Raw genomic sequence first — 14984 nt, forward strand, 5'->3', positions numbered from 1 at the left:
AACGGGTACCCAGTACTCGTTTCTCACCATGCCCTTCCCCGCGGCGTCGTCGGCCGACAAACGCCGTGGCGGGCCGTAACGATATGGACTTTGGTCACCAATCAAGGACAAACGGTCCGATTCGGTCCCGTTCAGTGAGATTCGTGCAACCCTCGACTGACACGTGTTCCAGTGTGAAGCGGGACACATTTGATCAAACGAGTGGTTGATCCGAGTAATCGGACGTTTTCACTGGAAAGGGTTCGGGGAGCTGACATGACGACGATGGAGACGGACAACGAGGAAGTTCGGATGATCGACGCCGGTGAGGCTCCGGCTCGGTTCGCCCGGGGTTGGCACTGTGTGGGTCTGACGCGTGAACTGCGCGACGGGAAGCCGCACTCGATCCACGCCTTCGGCACCAAGCTGGTGGTGTTCGCCGACAGCCAGGGCGATCTGAAGGTGCTCGACGCGTACTGCCGGCACATGGGTGGCGACCTGAGCCAGGGTGAGATCAAGGGCGATTCGGTCGCGTGCCCGTTCCACGACTGGCGCTGGAACGGCAACGGCAAGTGCACCGACATCCCGTATGCCCGCCGGGTTCCGCCGCTCGCGAAGACCCGCGCGTGGACCACGATGGAGAAGGACGGCCTGCTGTTCGTCTGGCACGACCCGGAGGGCAACCCGCCGCCGGCGGAGGTCACGATCCCGGACATGAGTCAGCCGGGTGAGGAGTGGACCGACTGGGTGTGGAAGCAGATCACCATCGACACCAACTGTCGCGAGATCATCGACAACGTCGTCGACATGGCGCACTTCTTCTACGTGCACTACGGCTTCCCGATCAAGTTCAAGAACGTCTTCGAGGGCCACATCGCGACCCAGTACTACGAGGGCGTCGGCCGTGACGACATGGTCCGCCCGACCAGCACGCAGCCGGCCGCGACCGGCAACGATTCGGTGGCGTCCTACTACGGCCCCTCGTTCATGATCGACGAGCTCGCCTACCACTACCCCGATTTCTCGATCGACTCGATCCTCATCAACTGCCACTACCCGATCGCGCCGGACAAGTTCGTGCTCATGTACGGCATCAAGGTCAAGCAGACCGACGCGATCCAGGGCGAGAAGGCACAGGATCTCGCGACGACGATGGCGTCGTACATCACGATCGGTTTCGAGCAGGACGTCGCGATCTGGAAGAACAAGACCCGGATCGAGAACCCGCTGCTGTGCGAGGAGGACGGCCCGGTCTACCAGCTGCGCCGCTGGTACGAGCAGTTCTACGTCGACGTCGCCGACATCACGCCCGACATGGTGGCCCGCTTCGAGTTCGAGATGGACACCACCAAGCCGGTCGCGGCCTGGCGGCGCGAGGTCGCCGAGAACCTGGAGCGCCGGGCCGCCGAGATCGCCGCTTCGAACTAGCGATCGAACCGAGGCCGCCGGGAATACCCGGCGGTGTCCCGGGGTTGTCCGGTCATGGCGAAAACCGTTGTGGCCAACGCATATGGTGGGCCGGAGGTCCTCGAAGTGATCGACGAGGACCTCCCGTCGCCCGGCCCCGGCCAGGTCGTCGTGGAGATGCGCGCGATCGGCGTCAATCCCATCGACTACAAGCTCTACAGCGGCGAGTTCGGGCGGGACCCCGCGCGGCTGCCGGTCCGCCCGGGCGTCGAGGGGGCGGGTGTCGTCGTCGCCGTCGGAGACGAGGAAACGGACGTCCGGGTCGGGGAGGAAGTGGTCGTCTACGCGGGTGCCGGCGCCTATTCCGAGCGGGTGCTGGTGTCCGCGGCGGACGTTCTGCCCAAACCGGAGCCCGTGCCGTGGGAGTCCGCGGCGTGTCTGCTCGTCGCGGGCGGCACCGCGGTCGACGCCCTGACCGTGACCCGGGTCGGGGAGGGAGATGTCGTCGTCGTCCAGGGCGCCGCCGGTGGTGTCGGCGAGCTGGTGGTGCAGCTCGCCGTGGCGCGGGGCGCGATCGTCGTCGGTGTGGCCTGGGAGAAACACCACGACTTTCTGCGGACACTCGGCGCGGCGCCGGTGTTGCCCGGTGACGGCCTGCCGGAGCGGATCCGGGCTGTCGCCCCGGACGGCGTCGACGCGGTGATCGACACGGTCGGCACCGACGACGTCGTCGACGCCTCGCTCGCCCTGGGTGCCCCCCTCGACCGCATCGTCACGATCGTCGCGTTCGAACGGGCGGCGCGGGACGGCTTCCTCGCGATCGGTGCGGGCAACGAGAACAGCGATCGGATCCGCAGGGAGGCGCGCCCACTCCTCATCGACATGGCGGGCAACGGTGGCCTGAACGTGGTGGTCGGCACCCGGTTCCCGCTCGCCCAGGCCGCCGATGCCCATCGCGCCCTCCGCGAGCCTCACGCGCGCGGAAAGTTCGTGCTGATTCCCTAGCCCGCCCGGACCCGCGGCGACTTCGCGATCGCCAACGACATCACGGCCGCGATCGCACACAGCCCGCCGGCCACGTAGAACGCCGCGTCGTAGCCGCCGAACCGATCGCGCACGAGTCCCGCAAGGAACGCCACCAGGCCCGCGCCGATCTGGTGCGACGCCAGCACCCAGCCGAAGACGATCGGGCCGTCGGCGCCGAAGTGTTTGCGGCACAGCGCGACCGTGGGTGGAACCGTCGCGACCCAGTCGAGGCCGTAGAAGATGATGAACGCGATCATCGGCGGGTGCACCGTCTCGGCGAACAGCAGCGGCAGCACCATCAGGGACAGACCGCGCAGCAGGTAGTAGATCCCGAGCAGTTTGCGGGCGTCGAACCGGTCCGTGAACCATCCCGACGCGATGGTGCCGACCAGGTCGAAGATGCCGATCACCGCCAGCAGGCTCGCCGCCGCGGTGACCGGCATGCCGTGGTCGTGCGCGGCCGGAACGAAGTGCGTGCCGACCAGTCCGTTGGTGCTGGCGCCGCAGATCGCGAACGTGCCTGCGAGCAACCAGAACACGCGGGTCCGCGCGGCCGACCGCAGCACCCCGAGCGCGCGTCCGACCGCGCCGCCGGGCGCGTCCGGGACCGCCGGGCGGACGTAGTCGGCCGGTGCCCCATAGGGTGTCGTCCCGACGTCCTCGGGGCGGTCGCGGAGGAACATCAGCACCAGGGGCACCACGGCGAGGGCGGCGGCCGCCACGGTGAGCGACACCGTCTGCCAGTCGTAGCGCTCGGCGAGCATGGCGAGGACCGGGAGGAACACCAATTGTCCGGCCGCGCCGCCCGCGGTGAGGATGCCGGTGACCAGGCCGCGGCGGGCGACGAACCAGCGGTCGGTGACGGTCGCGACGAACGCGAGCGCCATCGACCCGGTCCCGAGACCCACCAGCACGCCCCACAGCAGGATCAACTGCCACGTCGTGGTCATGAACACCGTGAGGCCGCTGCCCAGGGCGACGAGGGCCAACGCCGAGGCCACGATCCGGCGCATGCCGAACCGCTCCATCAGGGCGGCGGCGAACGGGGCGGTGAGCCCGTAGAGCACGAGGTTGACCGACACGGCCGCCGAGATGCTCGCCCGCGACCATCCGAAGTCGTCGTGCAGGGGGTCGATCAGCACGGACGGCGCGGCCCGGAAACTGGCGGCACCGACCAGCGCCAGGAACGCGACGGCGGCGGCCAGCCACGCCGGGTGGATCCGAGGGCCGCGCCCGGAGGGGGTCGAGCTGGGGGTGGAACGGGGCGGGGCGATCTCGGAACTCACGGCGTACATTGTGGCGTTCGCCCTCGGGACCGCGCTGGTCGGCCCGACGGAACTAGTTCGGCAGCAGCGCCGGCGGCGTGCCCGGCAGACCCGGGTAGTAGGTGCCGGCCGACCAGCCGCCGTCCACGGCCAGTTCGGCGCCCGAGATGTACGACGCCTCGTCACTGGCGACGAACAGCGTGGCGCGCGCGATGTCCTCCGATTCGCCGATCCGCTGGAGCGGCACACCCACGTACTTGCTCTGCAGGTCGTCGCCGACCAGGCCGCCCGGATTGCCGAGCGTGGTGTCCACGCCGCCGGGATGGACCGAGCACACGCGGATACCCGCCGGCCCCAACTCGTAGGCGAGGGCCTTGGTGAGGCCGCGCACCGCCCACTTGCTCGCGGTGTAGGCGGCGAGCCCGTTGACGCCGCGCAGTCCGTCGACCGAGGAGATGTTGACGATCACGCCGCGCCCGGCCTTCTTCATGGTCGGCACGACGGCCTTGGCGCCCAGCAGGTTTCCGAGAACATTGACGTCGAGCAGACGTTCGGTCCTGGCGACGTCGATGTCCTCGATCGGCGCCCAGTGCATCACGCCGGCGTTGTTGACGAGGATGTCGATCGCGCCGAACCGCTCGGCGGTCTGCGCGGTGAACGCCGTCCACGAGTTCTCGCTGCTCACGTCCAGCGGGGCGAAGAACGCCGCGTCGCCCAGTTCCTCGGCGAGGGCGCGGCCCTGCTCCTCCAGGACGTCGCCGAGTGCCACGCGCGCACCCTCGGCGACGAACAACCGGGCCGTGGCTGCTCCCATGCCCTGCGCTGCTCCGGTGATGATCGCGACCTTGCCGTCGAGCCGTGCCATGCGTCCTCCGAAATCCGTTGCAGGCCGGACTGTCCGGCCCACGACGGACCATCGCGCGATCGACGGCGGAAGGGAAGGGCGTTTCTCGCTCAGTGGTACGCGTCACACCGTGGTCAGTGCACCACCGATCCGCCGTCGGCGACGATCACCTGTCCGGTGATGTAGCTGCCGGCATCGGACGCGAGCAGCAGCGCGGGGCCGACCATCTCGGACGGGGAGGCGATGCGTTGCTGCAGCGACATCTGCCGCATGGCCTCGATCGCTTCGGGCGGGTTGTTGCGCACCATGTCGGTGTCGACCGAGCCCGGAGCGAGTGCGTTGACGCGGATCCCGCGCGACGCGAACTCCGCGGCCATCGAGCGGGTGTACGACAACAGCGCGTTCTTGCCCGCCGCGTACATGGCGACCTTCGGCGAGAACATGAACGCGCCCACCGAGATGACATTGATGACGGCGGCGTGCTCACTGGCCTCGAGGTAGGGCAGTGCCGCCTGGGTCAGGAACACCGGACCGCGCAGGTTCACGTCGTACGACTTGGACCACGCCTCCGGGGTGAACTTGCCGAGCGGCAGGGTGAGCGGGTTCGCCGCGGCATTGACCAGGATGTCGATGCCGCCGAACTCGTCCGCGGTGCCCTCGGCGAGTGCCGTGAGGTCGTCGAGTTCACCCATGTGCGTGGCGATCCCGATCGCGTTGCCGCCGAGCTCCCGGAGGTGGCGGGACGCCTCGGTGCATGCGTCGGGCTTGCGGCTGGCGACGACGACGTCGGCGCCGGCGGCCGCGAACCCCTCTGCGATCGCCAGTCCGATTCCTCGGGTGCCGCCGGTGACGACCGCGGTGCGCCCGGTGAGGTCGAAGAGGCGGTGCAGTTCTCGTCGGTTCATGCTCGTTCTCCCGTCTGCGCCCACGCGGGCGGTCTGCGTTCGATGAATGCTGCGGCGGCTTCCGCGAACTCGCCGCCGGTGCCGGCCAGGATCTGGGTGCGGTTCTCGAGGGCGATCGCGCCATCGATGCCGCCGGCGTAGGCGTTCGCGGTGAGGACCTGCTTGGTCATCGCCAGCGCGAACGGGCTGTGACCGCACAGGGTGGCCGCGAGCTCCCGTGCCGTGTCCAGCAGTTCGGCGTCGGGCACGACGCGGGTGACGAACCCGATCCGCTCGGCCTCGGCGGTGTCGAACTCCCGGGCGGTGGTGATCAGCTCGGTGGCACGTCCCGCGCCGACCAGCCGGGGCAGGGTATAGCTGATCCCGATGTCGCATCCGGAGATGCCGATCTTGATGAACTGCACGCCGAATCGCGCCGAGGTCGCCGCGATCCGCAGGTCGCACGCGGCCGCCAGCGCCAGTCCGCCGCCGAACGCCGGACCGTTGATCGCGGCGATCACCGTCTGTGGGAGTCGTTGCAGGCGGGGGACGAGCGAGGCGATGTACTCCTGGGTGCGCATCCCGGCCGCGGGTCCGGTGAGGCCTGCCGCGGTCGGTGCCGTGCGCGTCGGGTCCTTCAGGTCGAGGCCGGCGCTGAACCCCCGACCCGCCCCGGTGAGGATCACCACGCGGCAGGTGTTGTCGTTCTCGAGAGCGGTGAGTGCCGCGTGCAGTTCCTCGACCAGTGCGAAGCTCAGGGCGTTGAGCCGCTCGGGTCGGTTGAGGGTGATGGTGGCGACGGCCGGGTCCGGTCGTGCAATGTCGATCAAAGTCATTCGGGCTCCGCATCGTTCGGAACGTTCGCGTCGATTCGTCCGACTATTACGCTTACACGATGTAAGGTAATTTGTCAGTAGTTCTCGAGAACGGAGTCGTCTTGGATGGGAACGGCCCCACGCGGGGCAGGCCGCGCGATCCCGCCCGCCATCGGGCGGTGCTCGACGCGACCGCGGCGCTGCTGATCGAGGCCGGCTACGAGGCGCTCACCTTCGCTGCGGTGGCTCGCCGGGCCGACGTCGGGCGCCCGCTGTTGTACCAGTGGTGGGGGAGCAAGGCGGCACTCGTGCAGGAGGCCCTGTTCCGGCGGGAGCCGCTGTCGGCGAGCGCGATTCCGGAGGGTGCACCGTTCGTCGAGACCTTCACCGCGATGGTGCGGGACATGGTCGCACTCCAGTTGTTGCCCGAGTACCGGCGTGGCATGCCAGGACTGATCGCGGACATGGTCGCCGATCCCACGCTCCAGCACGAGGCCGAGCGACGGTTCATCGCACCGGTGCGGGCGCGATACGCCGCGGTGTTCGACCGGGCGATCGAAGCCGGCGACATCAGGCCGGACGTGGACGGCGCGCTCGTGCTGGACACGCTCCGCGGAGCGCTCACGACGCTGACTCTCGTGCGGTCCGATTGGAGCGAGGACGACTTCGTCGACTACCTCGTCCGGCTGGTGCTCGACGGAATCACCGCATCCTGACCCGCCGCGATCACCGCGCGGACGGTGCGGCGCGGTAATTCGATTGCGCGTCGCCCGGGGCGCCGCCTATCGTTCAGCGCATCCGGCCCCGGGCCGGCAACTACGCACATGGAAGTGGTGAACTATGCCCCGGACAGCCGCCGAGCTCCTTCGCGATCCCGCGAACCGCTCGGACCGGTGATCCGTACCCGACATCGGATCTCCTGTCCGGTGTGAGTCTTCCGCGGGATCGAGTGCGCTCGGCCGACCTTGCCGACCGATCGATCTCACAGAGGAGAACTCTCGTGTCCAGCAGTGGCACACCAATTTCACACCTGTCCACCTTCACGTGCATCCGGTGCGGACTCGCGGTGTCCGTGGCCGCTCCGAGCGCGGAGCCCCGGACTCACTGTCCCAACTGCCTGACCGGTACGCACGGGCAGTGCCGTGCCCGCACACATCCCATCGCTGTGGCCGTCCTGCGCGACGGCGACTGGATGCTGATTCATCGGTGTACGGGCTGCGATCATCTCGCGGCTCATCCGGTCGTCGACGACGACAACCAACTGCTGTTGATTCGCATTGCGGTGAAACCGTTGGCGCAGCCGCCGTTCCCGCTCGAACACCTCGCGCAACTCTGACGCGGCCGGGGTGATCGACGTGTCACGCAGGAACGGCCGAATCGAGCGTCCGCAGCGCGCGAAGCCCGTTCATCGAGACGGACCCGCGCGCCGCAGGACGTCGTTTCGTTGTCTCGGTTGCGGTTTGGACGTGCCGATGTGGGCCCCCGGCACCGCGCACCGCAACCACTGTCCGACGTGCCTGTGCAGCAGGCACGTCGACCGGGACCTGCCCGGCGACCGTGCGTCGTCGTGCGGGGGTCGGATGGACCCGATCTCGATCTCGGTGCGCGGTGATGGCGAATGGGTGATCATCCACCGTTGCAGTGCGTGCGGTGCGATGGGCGCCAACCGGACCGCCGGCGACGACAATCCGCTCGCACTGGTGCGCATCGCGGTGCGCCCGCTGTCGCGCCTCGGCCGTATTCACTGACGAGTTCGGGGGCGGCGCGGAGGGCTCGCGCAGTGCCGTGCGGCCGGTGGAAGGCCCGTCCGCGGTGAGCGGATGGGCCTTCCACCGGCCTCGGTCCTACCGACCCCTGGGGGCACGCCCTAGTTCCAGTCGTCGATCTTGACGTCTCGGGGATCCGGTGCGCCCGTGCCGGTTTCGATCATCGATTTCAGGCTCATCAGGAAGAGCGCCCATTTGGTGCTGCAGTGGTGCATGAACTCCACGGGTTCCTTCCATCCCTCGTGCGCGAAGAGGACGACCGTGTAGTCGCCGTCGCGTCGGAGATCCCACACCACCCGGGTGCCGACCCATTCCGCGGGGCCGTCGGTCACCTCCCACGCCACTCGTTTCGCGGGCTGGAGCTCGGTCACCTTCATATCGAATCCGCCTTCCCCGAAGCGGAACCGGAGTGTTCCCCCGACGTTCGGGTCGCCGTCCGTGTCGCTGGCCCACCAGCCTGCGAGACCGTCGACCGTCGTCAACGCCGCGTAGACGTCGTCGACGGAAGACGACTCGATTCCGACCCTGTGCAGAATGTCGACCATCTCGATTTCCACCCTCTCTTCTCTCACGTCTGACTGTTGCGTTGGATTGCTTCTGCGATCCGCTTGATGCGCTGGAGCCTGGCGTCCCACGTCGACCCCACCGAATTGAGTTGTGCCACGGCGCGGGCGAGTTGTTCATCGTCGACCCGGTAGAGCCTCTCGCGGCCCACGGGCGTCGCATGCACCAGGCCGACGCGGTCGAGAACGCCGAGGTGCTTCGCGACAGCTTGACGGGTCACGGGTAGCTGCTCGCTGAGGGTGGTCGCCGTCCCCTCGCCGTCGGCCAGCAGCAGGTCGAGCATTCGTCGCCGTGTCGGGTCCCCGATCGCGGACCAGAGGTCGTCGTCGACTCCGGAGTTCATCGGCTCGCACCCAGTCGGCCGGCGTACTCGACGAGTCGCGGTAGATACCGGTGCCACCCCTCGATGTGCGAGTTGAACTGTTCCTCGAGAACGGCGATCTCCCAACCCATCTCGCGGAACCCGGTTTCCGTCATCCGGACCGTCGTGCCCTCTCCCGAAGGGGTGAGCTCGAACGTCACCAACAGGGAGTTGTCGGGGACCGCGGCTTCGTCGGTCAGGTGAGCCCAGCGGAAGGCGAACAATCGGGGTGGCTGAGCGTCGACCACCGTGATCCGGGCGACGTGCCCATCGGGCGAGGTCCTGTCGCCCCACACGAGTTCGCCGACGGAGCCGGGGACCGGTTCCAGGTCGACGACCTCGTCGGGCCACCACTCCTGCAGGTGCTCGGGACTGCTGATGACTTCGTAAACCACGTCCGGTGTGGCTTCGATGTACAGCGAGCGCTCGATTCGTCCGTATTCCACGTCGGCTCCATATTTCGCAACTCTTGGTTGCGTATGACGCTATCCGAGGGGAGCCGTATGCGCAACCAAACGTTGCGCTTTTGTGATGGCTGGATCGCCGCCCACGCCTCATCCGATTCGCAGTTCCCGTGCAGAACGGTCCGATCCCGGGCAATGTGGACAGCGAGCGCAGCGCCGCGCTGCCCTGTGAAGGCCTGTCCGCAGTGAGCGGACGCCCTGTTCGTGGGGGTCTGACGCGGCTGAAGGGAGGGGCTGGATTGGACTTCCAGACCTTGTGGGATTTCGTGTCCGAGCGGCGGCAGCAGCTGCTCACGGACTCGTATCTGCATGTCAGCGCGGTCGTGCAGTCGGTGATCATCGCCGGCGTCATCGCGGTCCTGATCGGGATCGCGGTGTACCGCAGCCCCATCGGATCGGCCGTCGCGACGGGTCTCGCGAGCACGATCCTCACGCTGCCGTCGTTCGCCCTACTGGGCCTGCTCATCCCGATCCTCGGCCTCGGCGTCGCACCCACCGTGACCGCCCTGGTGCTGTACGGCCTGCTGCCGATCATCCGGAACACGATCATCGGGCTGGCCTCGGTGGATCCGGCGATCACCGATGCCGCCCGGGGCGTCGGGATGAACCGTCTCCGCGTGCTCGGCCGCATCGAGTTGCCGCTCGCCTGGCCGTCGATCCTCGCCGGGATCCGGATCAGCACGCAGATGCTGATGGGCATCCTCGCGATCGCCGCGTATGCGAAGGGGCCCGGCCTGGGCAACCTCATCTTCTCGGGGCTGTCCCGCGTCGGCAGTCCCACCGCCGTTCCGCAGGCCCTCACCGGCACCGTTCTCATCGTCATCCTGGCGCTCGTCCTCGACGGCCTGCTCGTCCTGCTCGGGCGCCTCACCACCTCGAGGGGGCTTCGTGACTGACCTTCTACCCGCCGAAGAACGCACCGGCACCGGAGTCGAGATCGTGCTCGACGACGTCGTCAAGCAGTACGCCGGACAGGACGACCCGGCCGTCGACCACGTGTCGATGACCATTCCCGCCGGCGAGACCGTCGTGTTCGTGGGGCCGTCGGGGTGCGGCAAGACCACCACGATGCGGATGATCAACCGGCTCATCGAGCCGACGTCGGGCAAGATCACGATCGCCGGACGGGACACCCACTCGATCGACGCGGACCGTCTGCGCCGCGGCATCGGCTACTCGATCCAGCAGGCCGGGTTGTTCCCGCACCTCACGGTCGCGAAGAACGTCGCGACGGTGCCCGGTCTGGTCGGCTGGGACAAGAAGCGCACCACCGAGCGGGTCGACGAGATGCTCGACCTGGTCGGGCTGGACCCGGACACCTATCGCGACCGCTATCCGCGGCAGTTGTCGGGCGGCCAGCAGCAGCGCGTCGGTGTCGCCCGAGCGCTCGCCGCGGACCCGCCGGTGCTGCTCATGGACGAGCCGTTCGGGGCGGTCGACCCCATCACCCGCGGGTTGTTGCAGGACGAGCTGATGCGGTTGCAGTCCGAACTCGGCAAGACCATCGTGTTCGTCACCCACGACTTCAACGAGGCCGTCAAGCTCGGCGACCGGATCGCGGTGCTGGGCAGTCAGTCCCACATCATGCAGTACGACACCCCGGAGGCGATCCTGGCGAATCCCGCCAACGACATGGTCGCCGGATTCATCGGTGCGGATGCATCGCTGAAGCAGCTCACCCTGGCCCGGGTGAGTGACATCGAGTTGGCGCAGTGTCCCACCGCTCGCCGCGACGGCTCGGTCGCCGATCTGCGCCGCGAACTCACCGAACAGGACGCCCACTGGGGCTTGATCCTCGACCACCGCGACCGGCCGCTGCGGTGGGTGTCGCCCGAGCATCTGGCGTCTGCCGGATCACTCGAGGACATCGGCGATCCGGTCGGCGAGAACGTCTCGGTGAGTTCGACACTGCAGGACGCGCTCGAGGCGCTGCTGGTGCAGGCCAGCGCGTCGGCCGCCGTGACGGACCGACGCGGCGGGTACGTCGGACTGGTCACGATCGACACGCTGGTCCACACGCTGCAGGAGGTCCGTGAGGAACACGCGGACGATCACGCCGCCGACACCCCGCCGGGGCAGGTCACCGAGGAACCGTCGAAATGACGACACCGACCGGGCAGCAGGCGGAGCGGCGGGCGGAACGCCTGCGGCTACTGGTGCAGCCGTTGCTGGTGCTCCTGCTGGTCGGGGGTGTGCTGGGCTGGGCGTTCACCCGGGACCTCACCGCGACCCAGAAGGCGAGCATCAGTGTCGGCAACATCGCGACGCTGACGTGGCAGCACGTGCTCATCACGGTCGTCGTGGTGCTGATCGTGCTCGTGCTCGCCGTGCCACTGGGCACGTTGCTGACCCGGCCCGGATTCACCTTTCTGGCACCGTTTTTCGTCGGCATCGCGAACGTCGGCGCGGCGGCGCCGGCGATCGGCCTGCTGGTGTTGTTCTACCTGGCGACACGGACGACGGGATTCTGGATCGGCGTCCTGCCGATCGCGTTCTACTCGCTGCTGCCGGTGCTACGGAACACGATCCTGGGCTACCAGGAGGTCGATCCCGCGCTGGTCGACGCCGGTCGCGGACAGGGGATGTCGGCGCTGACGGTCCTGCGCCGGGTCGAGTTCCCGCTCGCCGTTCCGTACATCCTGGCGGGACTGCGCACCTCGCTGGTGCTCGCCGTCGGCACCGCGACGCTCTGCTTCCTGGTCAGTGCGGGCGGACTCGGCATCCTCATCGACACCGGATACAAGCTGCGCGACAACGTGACCCTCATCGTCGGCGCCGTCCTGGCGGTGGCGCTCGCGCTGCTCGTCGACTGGCTGGGCGCGCTCGCCGAGACGTACCTCGGGCCGAAGGGACTGCGCTGACATGAAGGTGATGCGACGAGTCCTGGCCGGGACGGCGGTGGTGCTCGCGAGCGCGCTGCTCGCGTCGTGCGGACTCGAATCCGGTGGCGCCGTGCCGCTGAAGGTCGGTCCCGGCAGCATTCAGCCCGTTTCCGAGCTCGAGGGGGCGCGGATCACGGTCGGCTCCAAGGACTTCACCGAGCAGGTCATCCTCGGCTACATCATCGAGTTCGCCCTGTCCGCCGCCGGTGCCGACGTCCGGGACCTCACCAACATCCAGGGTTCCAACAGCACTCGCGACGCACAGTTGGCCGGGCAGATCGACGTGAGCTACGAGTACACCGGTACGGGCTGGATCAACTACCTGGGCCACGAGCACCCGATCCCGGATTCGCGCGCGCAGTTCGAGGCGGTCCGCGACGAGGATCTCGAACGCAACGGCATGGTGTGGACCGATCCGGCGCCGATGAACAACACGTACGCGCTGGCGACCAGCCAGAAGACCGCGGCGGAGACCGGGGTGCGCACCCTCTCGGACTACGCCGCGTTGGTGCAACGCGATCCCGGGGCCGCGGTGACGTGCGTCGAGACCGAGTTCAACGTCCGGCAGGACGGGTTCCCCGGCATGGCCGTGGCCTACGGGTTCGACCCGGCCCGCGTCGAACGCCGAATCCTGCAGACCGGCATCATCTATCAGGCCACGGCCGACGGCGGCCAGTGCAAGTTCGGTGAGGTGTTCACCACCGACGGCCGGATCGCGGCGCTGGACCTGGTGGTGCTCGAGGACGACCGGCAGTTCTTCCCGAAGTACAACCCGGCCTTGACGATGCGTGAGGACTTCGCGCAGGACCATCCGCAGGTCGCGGAGGTCATGGCACCGATCTCGGCGGTTCTGACCAACGAGGCGATCACCGAACTGAACCGTCAGGTGGACGTGGACGGCAAGGATCCCGCGGCGGTCGCACGCCAGTGGCTGGTCGATCAGGGGTTCGTCACCGCCGAGCCGTGAGGTCTCGGAGGAGTCCCGTCAGGCGGTCGATGTCCTCAGCGTCCGGCGGCGACGCCGTCACGCACCCGCGGGAACACCTCCTGCGCCAGGTAGGTCAACGACTCCTCGGTGGGGTGCCCGCTCAGGACGAACGTGTCGATGCCGTGGTCGAGTGCGAGCGAGGCCAGGCGCCTCGGGAGGTCCTCGAGGGGGATGTCGCCGCCGACGTTGAGGACCCGTCGGATGCTCGCCGGGTCCCGGCCCGCCGCACTGGCGGCGGCGTCGATAGTCGCGCTCGCCGTGGCGATTCCGTCGTCGTCGATGTAGCCGAGTGACGGCAGCCAGCCGTCGCCGATCTCGCCGACCAGTCGGAGCATGCGGGGTTTGTAACCGCCGATCCAGACCCCGATCGGGTGGGCGGGAGCGGGTCCCGGGTGTACCCCGTTCACGGAGTAGAAGTCGCCGTCGAACCGGATCGAACGCTCGCCACTCCACATCAGCCGGATCACCGAGACGGCTTCCCTCAGCGCCTGTACGGACTCGCCGGGGGTGCGGCGCGGGCCGCCCATCGCGGCGATCGCATCCCAGAACGCGCCGGCACCCAGACCCAGCTCGACCCGACCGTCGGACAGGAGATCGAGGCTGGCTGCCGCCTTCGCGAGCACCGCCGGCGGGCGCAGGGGGAGGCTCGCGACATCGGGGAACACGGACAGTTGCTCGGTGCGCGAGGCGATCGCGGACAGCAGGGTCCAGGCATCGAGGAATCCCCGCTGGTACGGGTGGTCCTGGACGCCGACGAGATCGAAGCCCGCCCGGTCGAGGACTGCGGCGGTGTCGAGCGCGGCCTCGGGCATGTGCGCGTCCGGGATCAAGAACCAACCGAATCGGATCTCGTTGCCGTAGTCGGGCATTGCGGACTCCTTCGTCGGTGACGATCGGTCTCCCCACGATAGGTGCCCCGTCGTCGGCTCGGGTACCGAAAGAATCGACAACCTGGGGTTGACGTTCGGCGTGCGTCAACCTACGGTTGTCGCATGACCGATCCGACGCGCATGTCGAACCCCGTGCGGCTCGACGATCTCATCGAAGCCATCAAGAAGGTGCACACCGATGCCCTCGAACAGTTGACCGACGCGGTCCTCGCCGCGGAACATCTCGACGAAGTGGCCGACCACCTCATCGGCCACTTCGTGGATCAGGCCCGACGCTCGGGCGCCTCCTGGACCGACATCGGGCGCAGCATGGGCGTGACGAAGCAGGCCGCCCAGAAGCGCTTCGTGCCCAAGGGGCCCGGGGAACCGTCCGATCTGGATGCGAGCCAGGGGTTCAGTCGATTCACCCCGCGTGCCCGCAAGGTCGTGGTGGCGGCGCAGAAAGAGGCGCGGGCGGCGGGGAACGACCAGATCACGCCGGAGCACGTGGTGCTGGGACTCCTGTCGGAGCCGGAGTCGTTCGCGGTGAAAGCGCTTGCTGCGCAGGGTATCGATTCCCAGTCGATCCGCGCGGCCGCCACCGCCGTACTGCCGCCTCGCGTGGACGAGGTGCCCGATCTCATTCCGTTCGACGCCGGCGCCCGCAAGGCACTCGAACTCACGTTCCGGGAGGCGCTGCGGCTGGGACACAACTACGTCGGCACCGAGCACATCCTCCTCGCGCTCCTCGAACTCGAGGACCGGGCGGGTGTCCTTGCCGAACTGGGCGTCGAGAAGGCCGCCGTCGACACCTTCGTCGAAGAGGCCCTGGCCCTGATCCTCGACGCCCAGCAGCAAGAAAAGTAGTTT

General features: G+C 68.3%; 18 protein-coding genes. 10 read left to right on the forward strand and 8 right to left on the reverse strand.

Annotation, left to right across the window (positions count from 1 at the left end; genetic code table 11):
• The first annotated feature begins 255 nt into the window (after positions 1–255).
• Positions 256–1407: a 3-ketosteroid-9-alpha-monooxygenase, oxygenase component gene (locus EGT67_RS22470; protein ID WP_127918312.1), complete on the forward strand. Its 1152-nt coding sequence runs from the start codon at positions 256–258 to the stop codon at positions 1405–1407.
• 54 nt (positions 1408–1461) lie between these two features.
• Entirely contained in the window at positions 1462–2391 is a 930-nt protein-coding gene (locus tag EGT67_RS22475) for an NADP-dependent oxidoreductase (protein ID WP_127918313.1), read from the forward strand.
• Here EGT67_RS22475 and EGT67_RS22480 read toward each other — a convergent pair.
• From EGT67_RS22480 to EGT67_RS22495, 4 genes are all read right to left on the reverse strand, one after another.
• Complete coding sequence (locus EGT67_RS22480) at positions 2388–3698, reverse strand: MFS transporter (protein ID WP_206612469.1); 1311 nt, start codon at positions 3696–3698, stop codon at positions 2388–2390. The two genes, EGT67_RS22475 and EGT67_RS22480, sit on opposite strands and share 4 nt — an antisense overlap.
• A gap of 52 nt (positions 3699–3750) precedes the next feature.
• Positions 3751–4542: an SDR family NAD(P)-dependent oxidoreductase gene (locus EGT67_RS22485; RefSeq protein ID WP_127918315.1), complete on the reverse strand. Its 792-nt coding sequence runs from the start codon at positions 4540–4542 to the stop codon at positions 3751–3753.
• 113 nt (positions 4543–4655) lie between these two features.
• Positions 4656–5426 (reverse strand): SDR family NAD(P)-dependent oxidoreductase, encoded by a 771-nt coding sequence (locus EGT67_RS22490; RefSeq protein WP_127918316.1) that lies wholly within the window; start codon positions 5424–5426, stop codon positions 4656–4658.
• A complete protein-coding gene (locus EGT67_RS22495; RefSeq protein WP_127918317.1) occupies positions 5423–6241 on the reverse strand; it encodes an enoyl-CoA hydratase/isomerase family protein in 819 nt (272 codons plus the stop codon). The genes EGT67_RS22490 and EGT67_RS22495 overlap by 4 nt, the downstream gene beginning before the upstream one ends.
• A gap of 101 nt (positions 6242–6342) precedes the next feature.
• Here EGT67_RS22495 and EGT67_RS22500 point away from each other — a divergent pair, with 101 nt between their 5' ends.
• The 3 genes from EGT67_RS22500 (at position 6343) to EGT67_RS22510 (ending at position 7968) form a co-directional block, all read left to right on the forward strand.
• The gene (locus tag EGT67_RS22500; RefSeq protein ID WP_241566190.1) at positions 6343–6936 is read left to right on the forward strand and encodes a TetR/AcrR family transcriptional regulator; all 594 of its coding nucleotides are present in this window, start codon (positions 6343–6345) and stop codon (positions 6934–6936) included.
• A 284-nt stretch (positions 6937–7220) separates the two neighbouring features.
• Positions 7221–7556: an RNHCP domain-containing protein gene (locus EGT67_RS22505; protein WP_127918318.1), complete on the forward strand. Its 336-nt coding sequence runs from the start codon at positions 7221–7223 to the stop codon at positions 7554–7556.
• 19 nt (positions 7557–7575) lie between these two features.
• Positions 7576–7968: an RNHCP domain-containing protein gene (locus EGT67_RS22510; RefSeq protein ID WP_206612470.1), complete on the forward strand. Its 393-nt coding sequence runs from the start codon at positions 7576–7578 to the stop codon at positions 7966–7968.
• A gap of 119 nt (positions 7969–8087) precedes the next feature.
• On the opposite strand, the gene EGT67_RS22515 is transcribed toward EGT67_RS22510, so the two are convergent.
• Genes EGT67_RS22515 through EGT67_RS22525 form a run of 3 tightly spaced genes read right to left on the reverse strand, consistent with a single transcriptional unit; the run spans position 8088 to position 9357 of the window.
• Positions 8088–8543, reverse strand: coding sequence for an SRPBCC family protein (locus tag EGT67_RS22515; RefSeq protein WP_241566191.1), 456 nt, complete (start codon positions 8541–8543; stop codon positions 8088–8090).
• A gap of 11 nt (positions 8544–8554) precedes the next feature.
• The gene (locus EGT67_RS22520; RefSeq protein ID WP_127918319.1) at positions 8555–8893 is read right to left on the reverse strand and encodes an ArsR/SmtB family transcription factor; all 339 of its coding nucleotides are present in this window, start codon (positions 8891–8893) and stop codon (positions 8555–8557) included.
• On the reverse strand, positions 8890–9357 hold the full coding sequence (locus EGT67_RS22525; RefSeq protein ID WP_127918320.1) for an SRPBCC family protein: 468 nt from the start codon (positions 9355–9357) through the stop codon (positions 8890–8892). Before EGT67_RS22525 ends, EGT67_RS22520 begins: the two co-directional genes overlap by 4 nt.
• Before the next feature lie 257 nt (positions 9358–9614).
• On the opposite strand from EGT67_RS22525, the gene EGT67_RS22530 reads away from it, so the two are divergent.
• Genes EGT67_RS22530 through EGT67_RS22545 form a run of 4 tightly spaced genes read left to right on the forward strand, consistent with a single transcriptional unit; the run spans position 9615 to position 13224 of the window.
• Entirely contained in the window at positions 9615–10271 is a 657-nt protein-coding gene (locus EGT67_RS22530; protein WP_127918321.1) for an ABC transporter permease, read from the forward strand.
• Positions 10264–11478 (forward strand): ABC transporter ATP-binding protein, encoded by a 1215-nt coding sequence (locus tag EGT67_RS22535; RefSeq protein ID WP_127918322.1) that lies wholly within the window; start codon positions 10264–10266, stop codon positions 11476–11478. Before EGT67_RS22530 ends, EGT67_RS22535 begins: the two co-directional genes overlap by 8 nt.
• Positions 11475–12236 carry an ABC transporter permease gene (locus EGT67_RS22540; protein ID WP_127918323.1) on the forward strand — a complete coding sequence of 254 codons (762 nt, stop codon included), beginning with the start codon at positions 11475–11477 and terminating at the stop codon, positions 12234–12236. The genes EGT67_RS22535 and EGT67_RS22540 overlap by 4 nt, the downstream gene beginning before the upstream one ends.
• A 1-nt stretch (position 12237) precedes the next feature.
• Entirely contained in the window at positions 12238–13224 is a 987-nt protein-coding gene (locus EGT67_RS22545) for a glycine betaine ABC transporter substrate-binding protein (RefSeq protein WP_127918324.1), read from the forward strand.
• Positions 13225–13259: 35 nt separating this feature from the next.
• Here the strand turns inward: EGT67_RS22545 and EGT67_RS22550 are convergent, their stop codons facing one another.
• Positions 13260–14114, reverse strand: coding sequence for an LLM class flavin-dependent oxidoreductase (locus tag EGT67_RS22550; protein ID WP_127918325.1), 855 nt, complete (start codon positions 14112–14114; stop codon positions 13260–13262).
• 123 nt (positions 14115–14237) lie between these two features.
• Here EGT67_RS22550 and EGT67_RS22555 point away from each other — a divergent pair, with 123 nt between their 5' ends.
• A complete protein-coding gene (locus EGT67_RS22555) occupies positions 14238–14981 on the forward strand; it encodes a Clp protease N-terminal domain-containing protein (RefSeq protein ID WP_241566192.1) in 744 nt (247 codons plus the stop codon).
• Positions 14982–14984: the final 3 nt, after the last annotated feature.

The sequence above is a fragment of the Prescottella agglutinans genome (genome assembly GCF_004011865.1).
Lineage (GTDB): Bacteria > Actinomycetota > Actinomycetes > Mycobacteriales > Mycobacteriaceae > Prescottella > Prescottella agglutinans.

Bases quoted from the DNA above. Each gene is read 5' to 3' on its own strand.
- EGT67_RS22470 (WP_127918312.1), top strand. From the start codon at position 256: ATGACGACGATGGAGACGGACAACGAGGAAGTTCGGATGATCGACGCC.
- EGT67_RS22490 (WP_127918316.1), bottom strand. From the start codon at position 5,426: ATGAACCGACGAGAACTGCACCGCCTCTTCGACCTCACCGGGCGCACC.
- EGT67_RS22475 (WP_127918313.1), top strand. From the start codon at position 1,462: ATGGCGAAAACCGTTGTGGCCAACGCATATGGTGGGCCGGAGGTCCTC.
- EGT67_RS22540 (WP_127918323.1), top strand. From the start codon at position 11,475: ATGACGACACCGACCGGGCAGCAGGCGGAGCGGCGGGCGGAACGCCTG.
- EGT67_RS22545 (WP_127918324.1), top strand. From the start codon at position 12,238: ATGAAGGTGATGCGACGAGTCCTGGCCGGGACGGCGGTGGTGCTCGCG.
- EGT67_RS22550 (WP_127918325.1), bottom strand. From the start codon at position 14,114: ATGCCCGACTACGGCAACGAGATCCGATTCGGTTGGTTCTTGATCCCG.
- EGT67_RS22485 (WP_127918315.1), bottom strand. From the start codon at position 4,542: ATGGCACGGCTCGACGGCAAGGTCGCGATCATCACCGGAGCAGCGCAG.
- EGT67_RS22495 (WP_127918317.1), bottom strand. From the start codon at position 6,241: ATGACTTTGATCGACATTGCACGACCGGACCCGGCCGTCGCCACCATC.
- EGT67_RS22555 (WP_241566192.1), top strand. From the start codon at position 14,238: ATGACCGATCCGACGCGCATGTCGAACCCCGTGCGGCTCGACGATCTC.
- EGT67_RS22520 (WP_127918319.1), bottom strand. From the start codon at position 8,893: ATGAACTCCGGAGTCGACGACGACCTCTGGTCCGCGATCGGGGACCCG.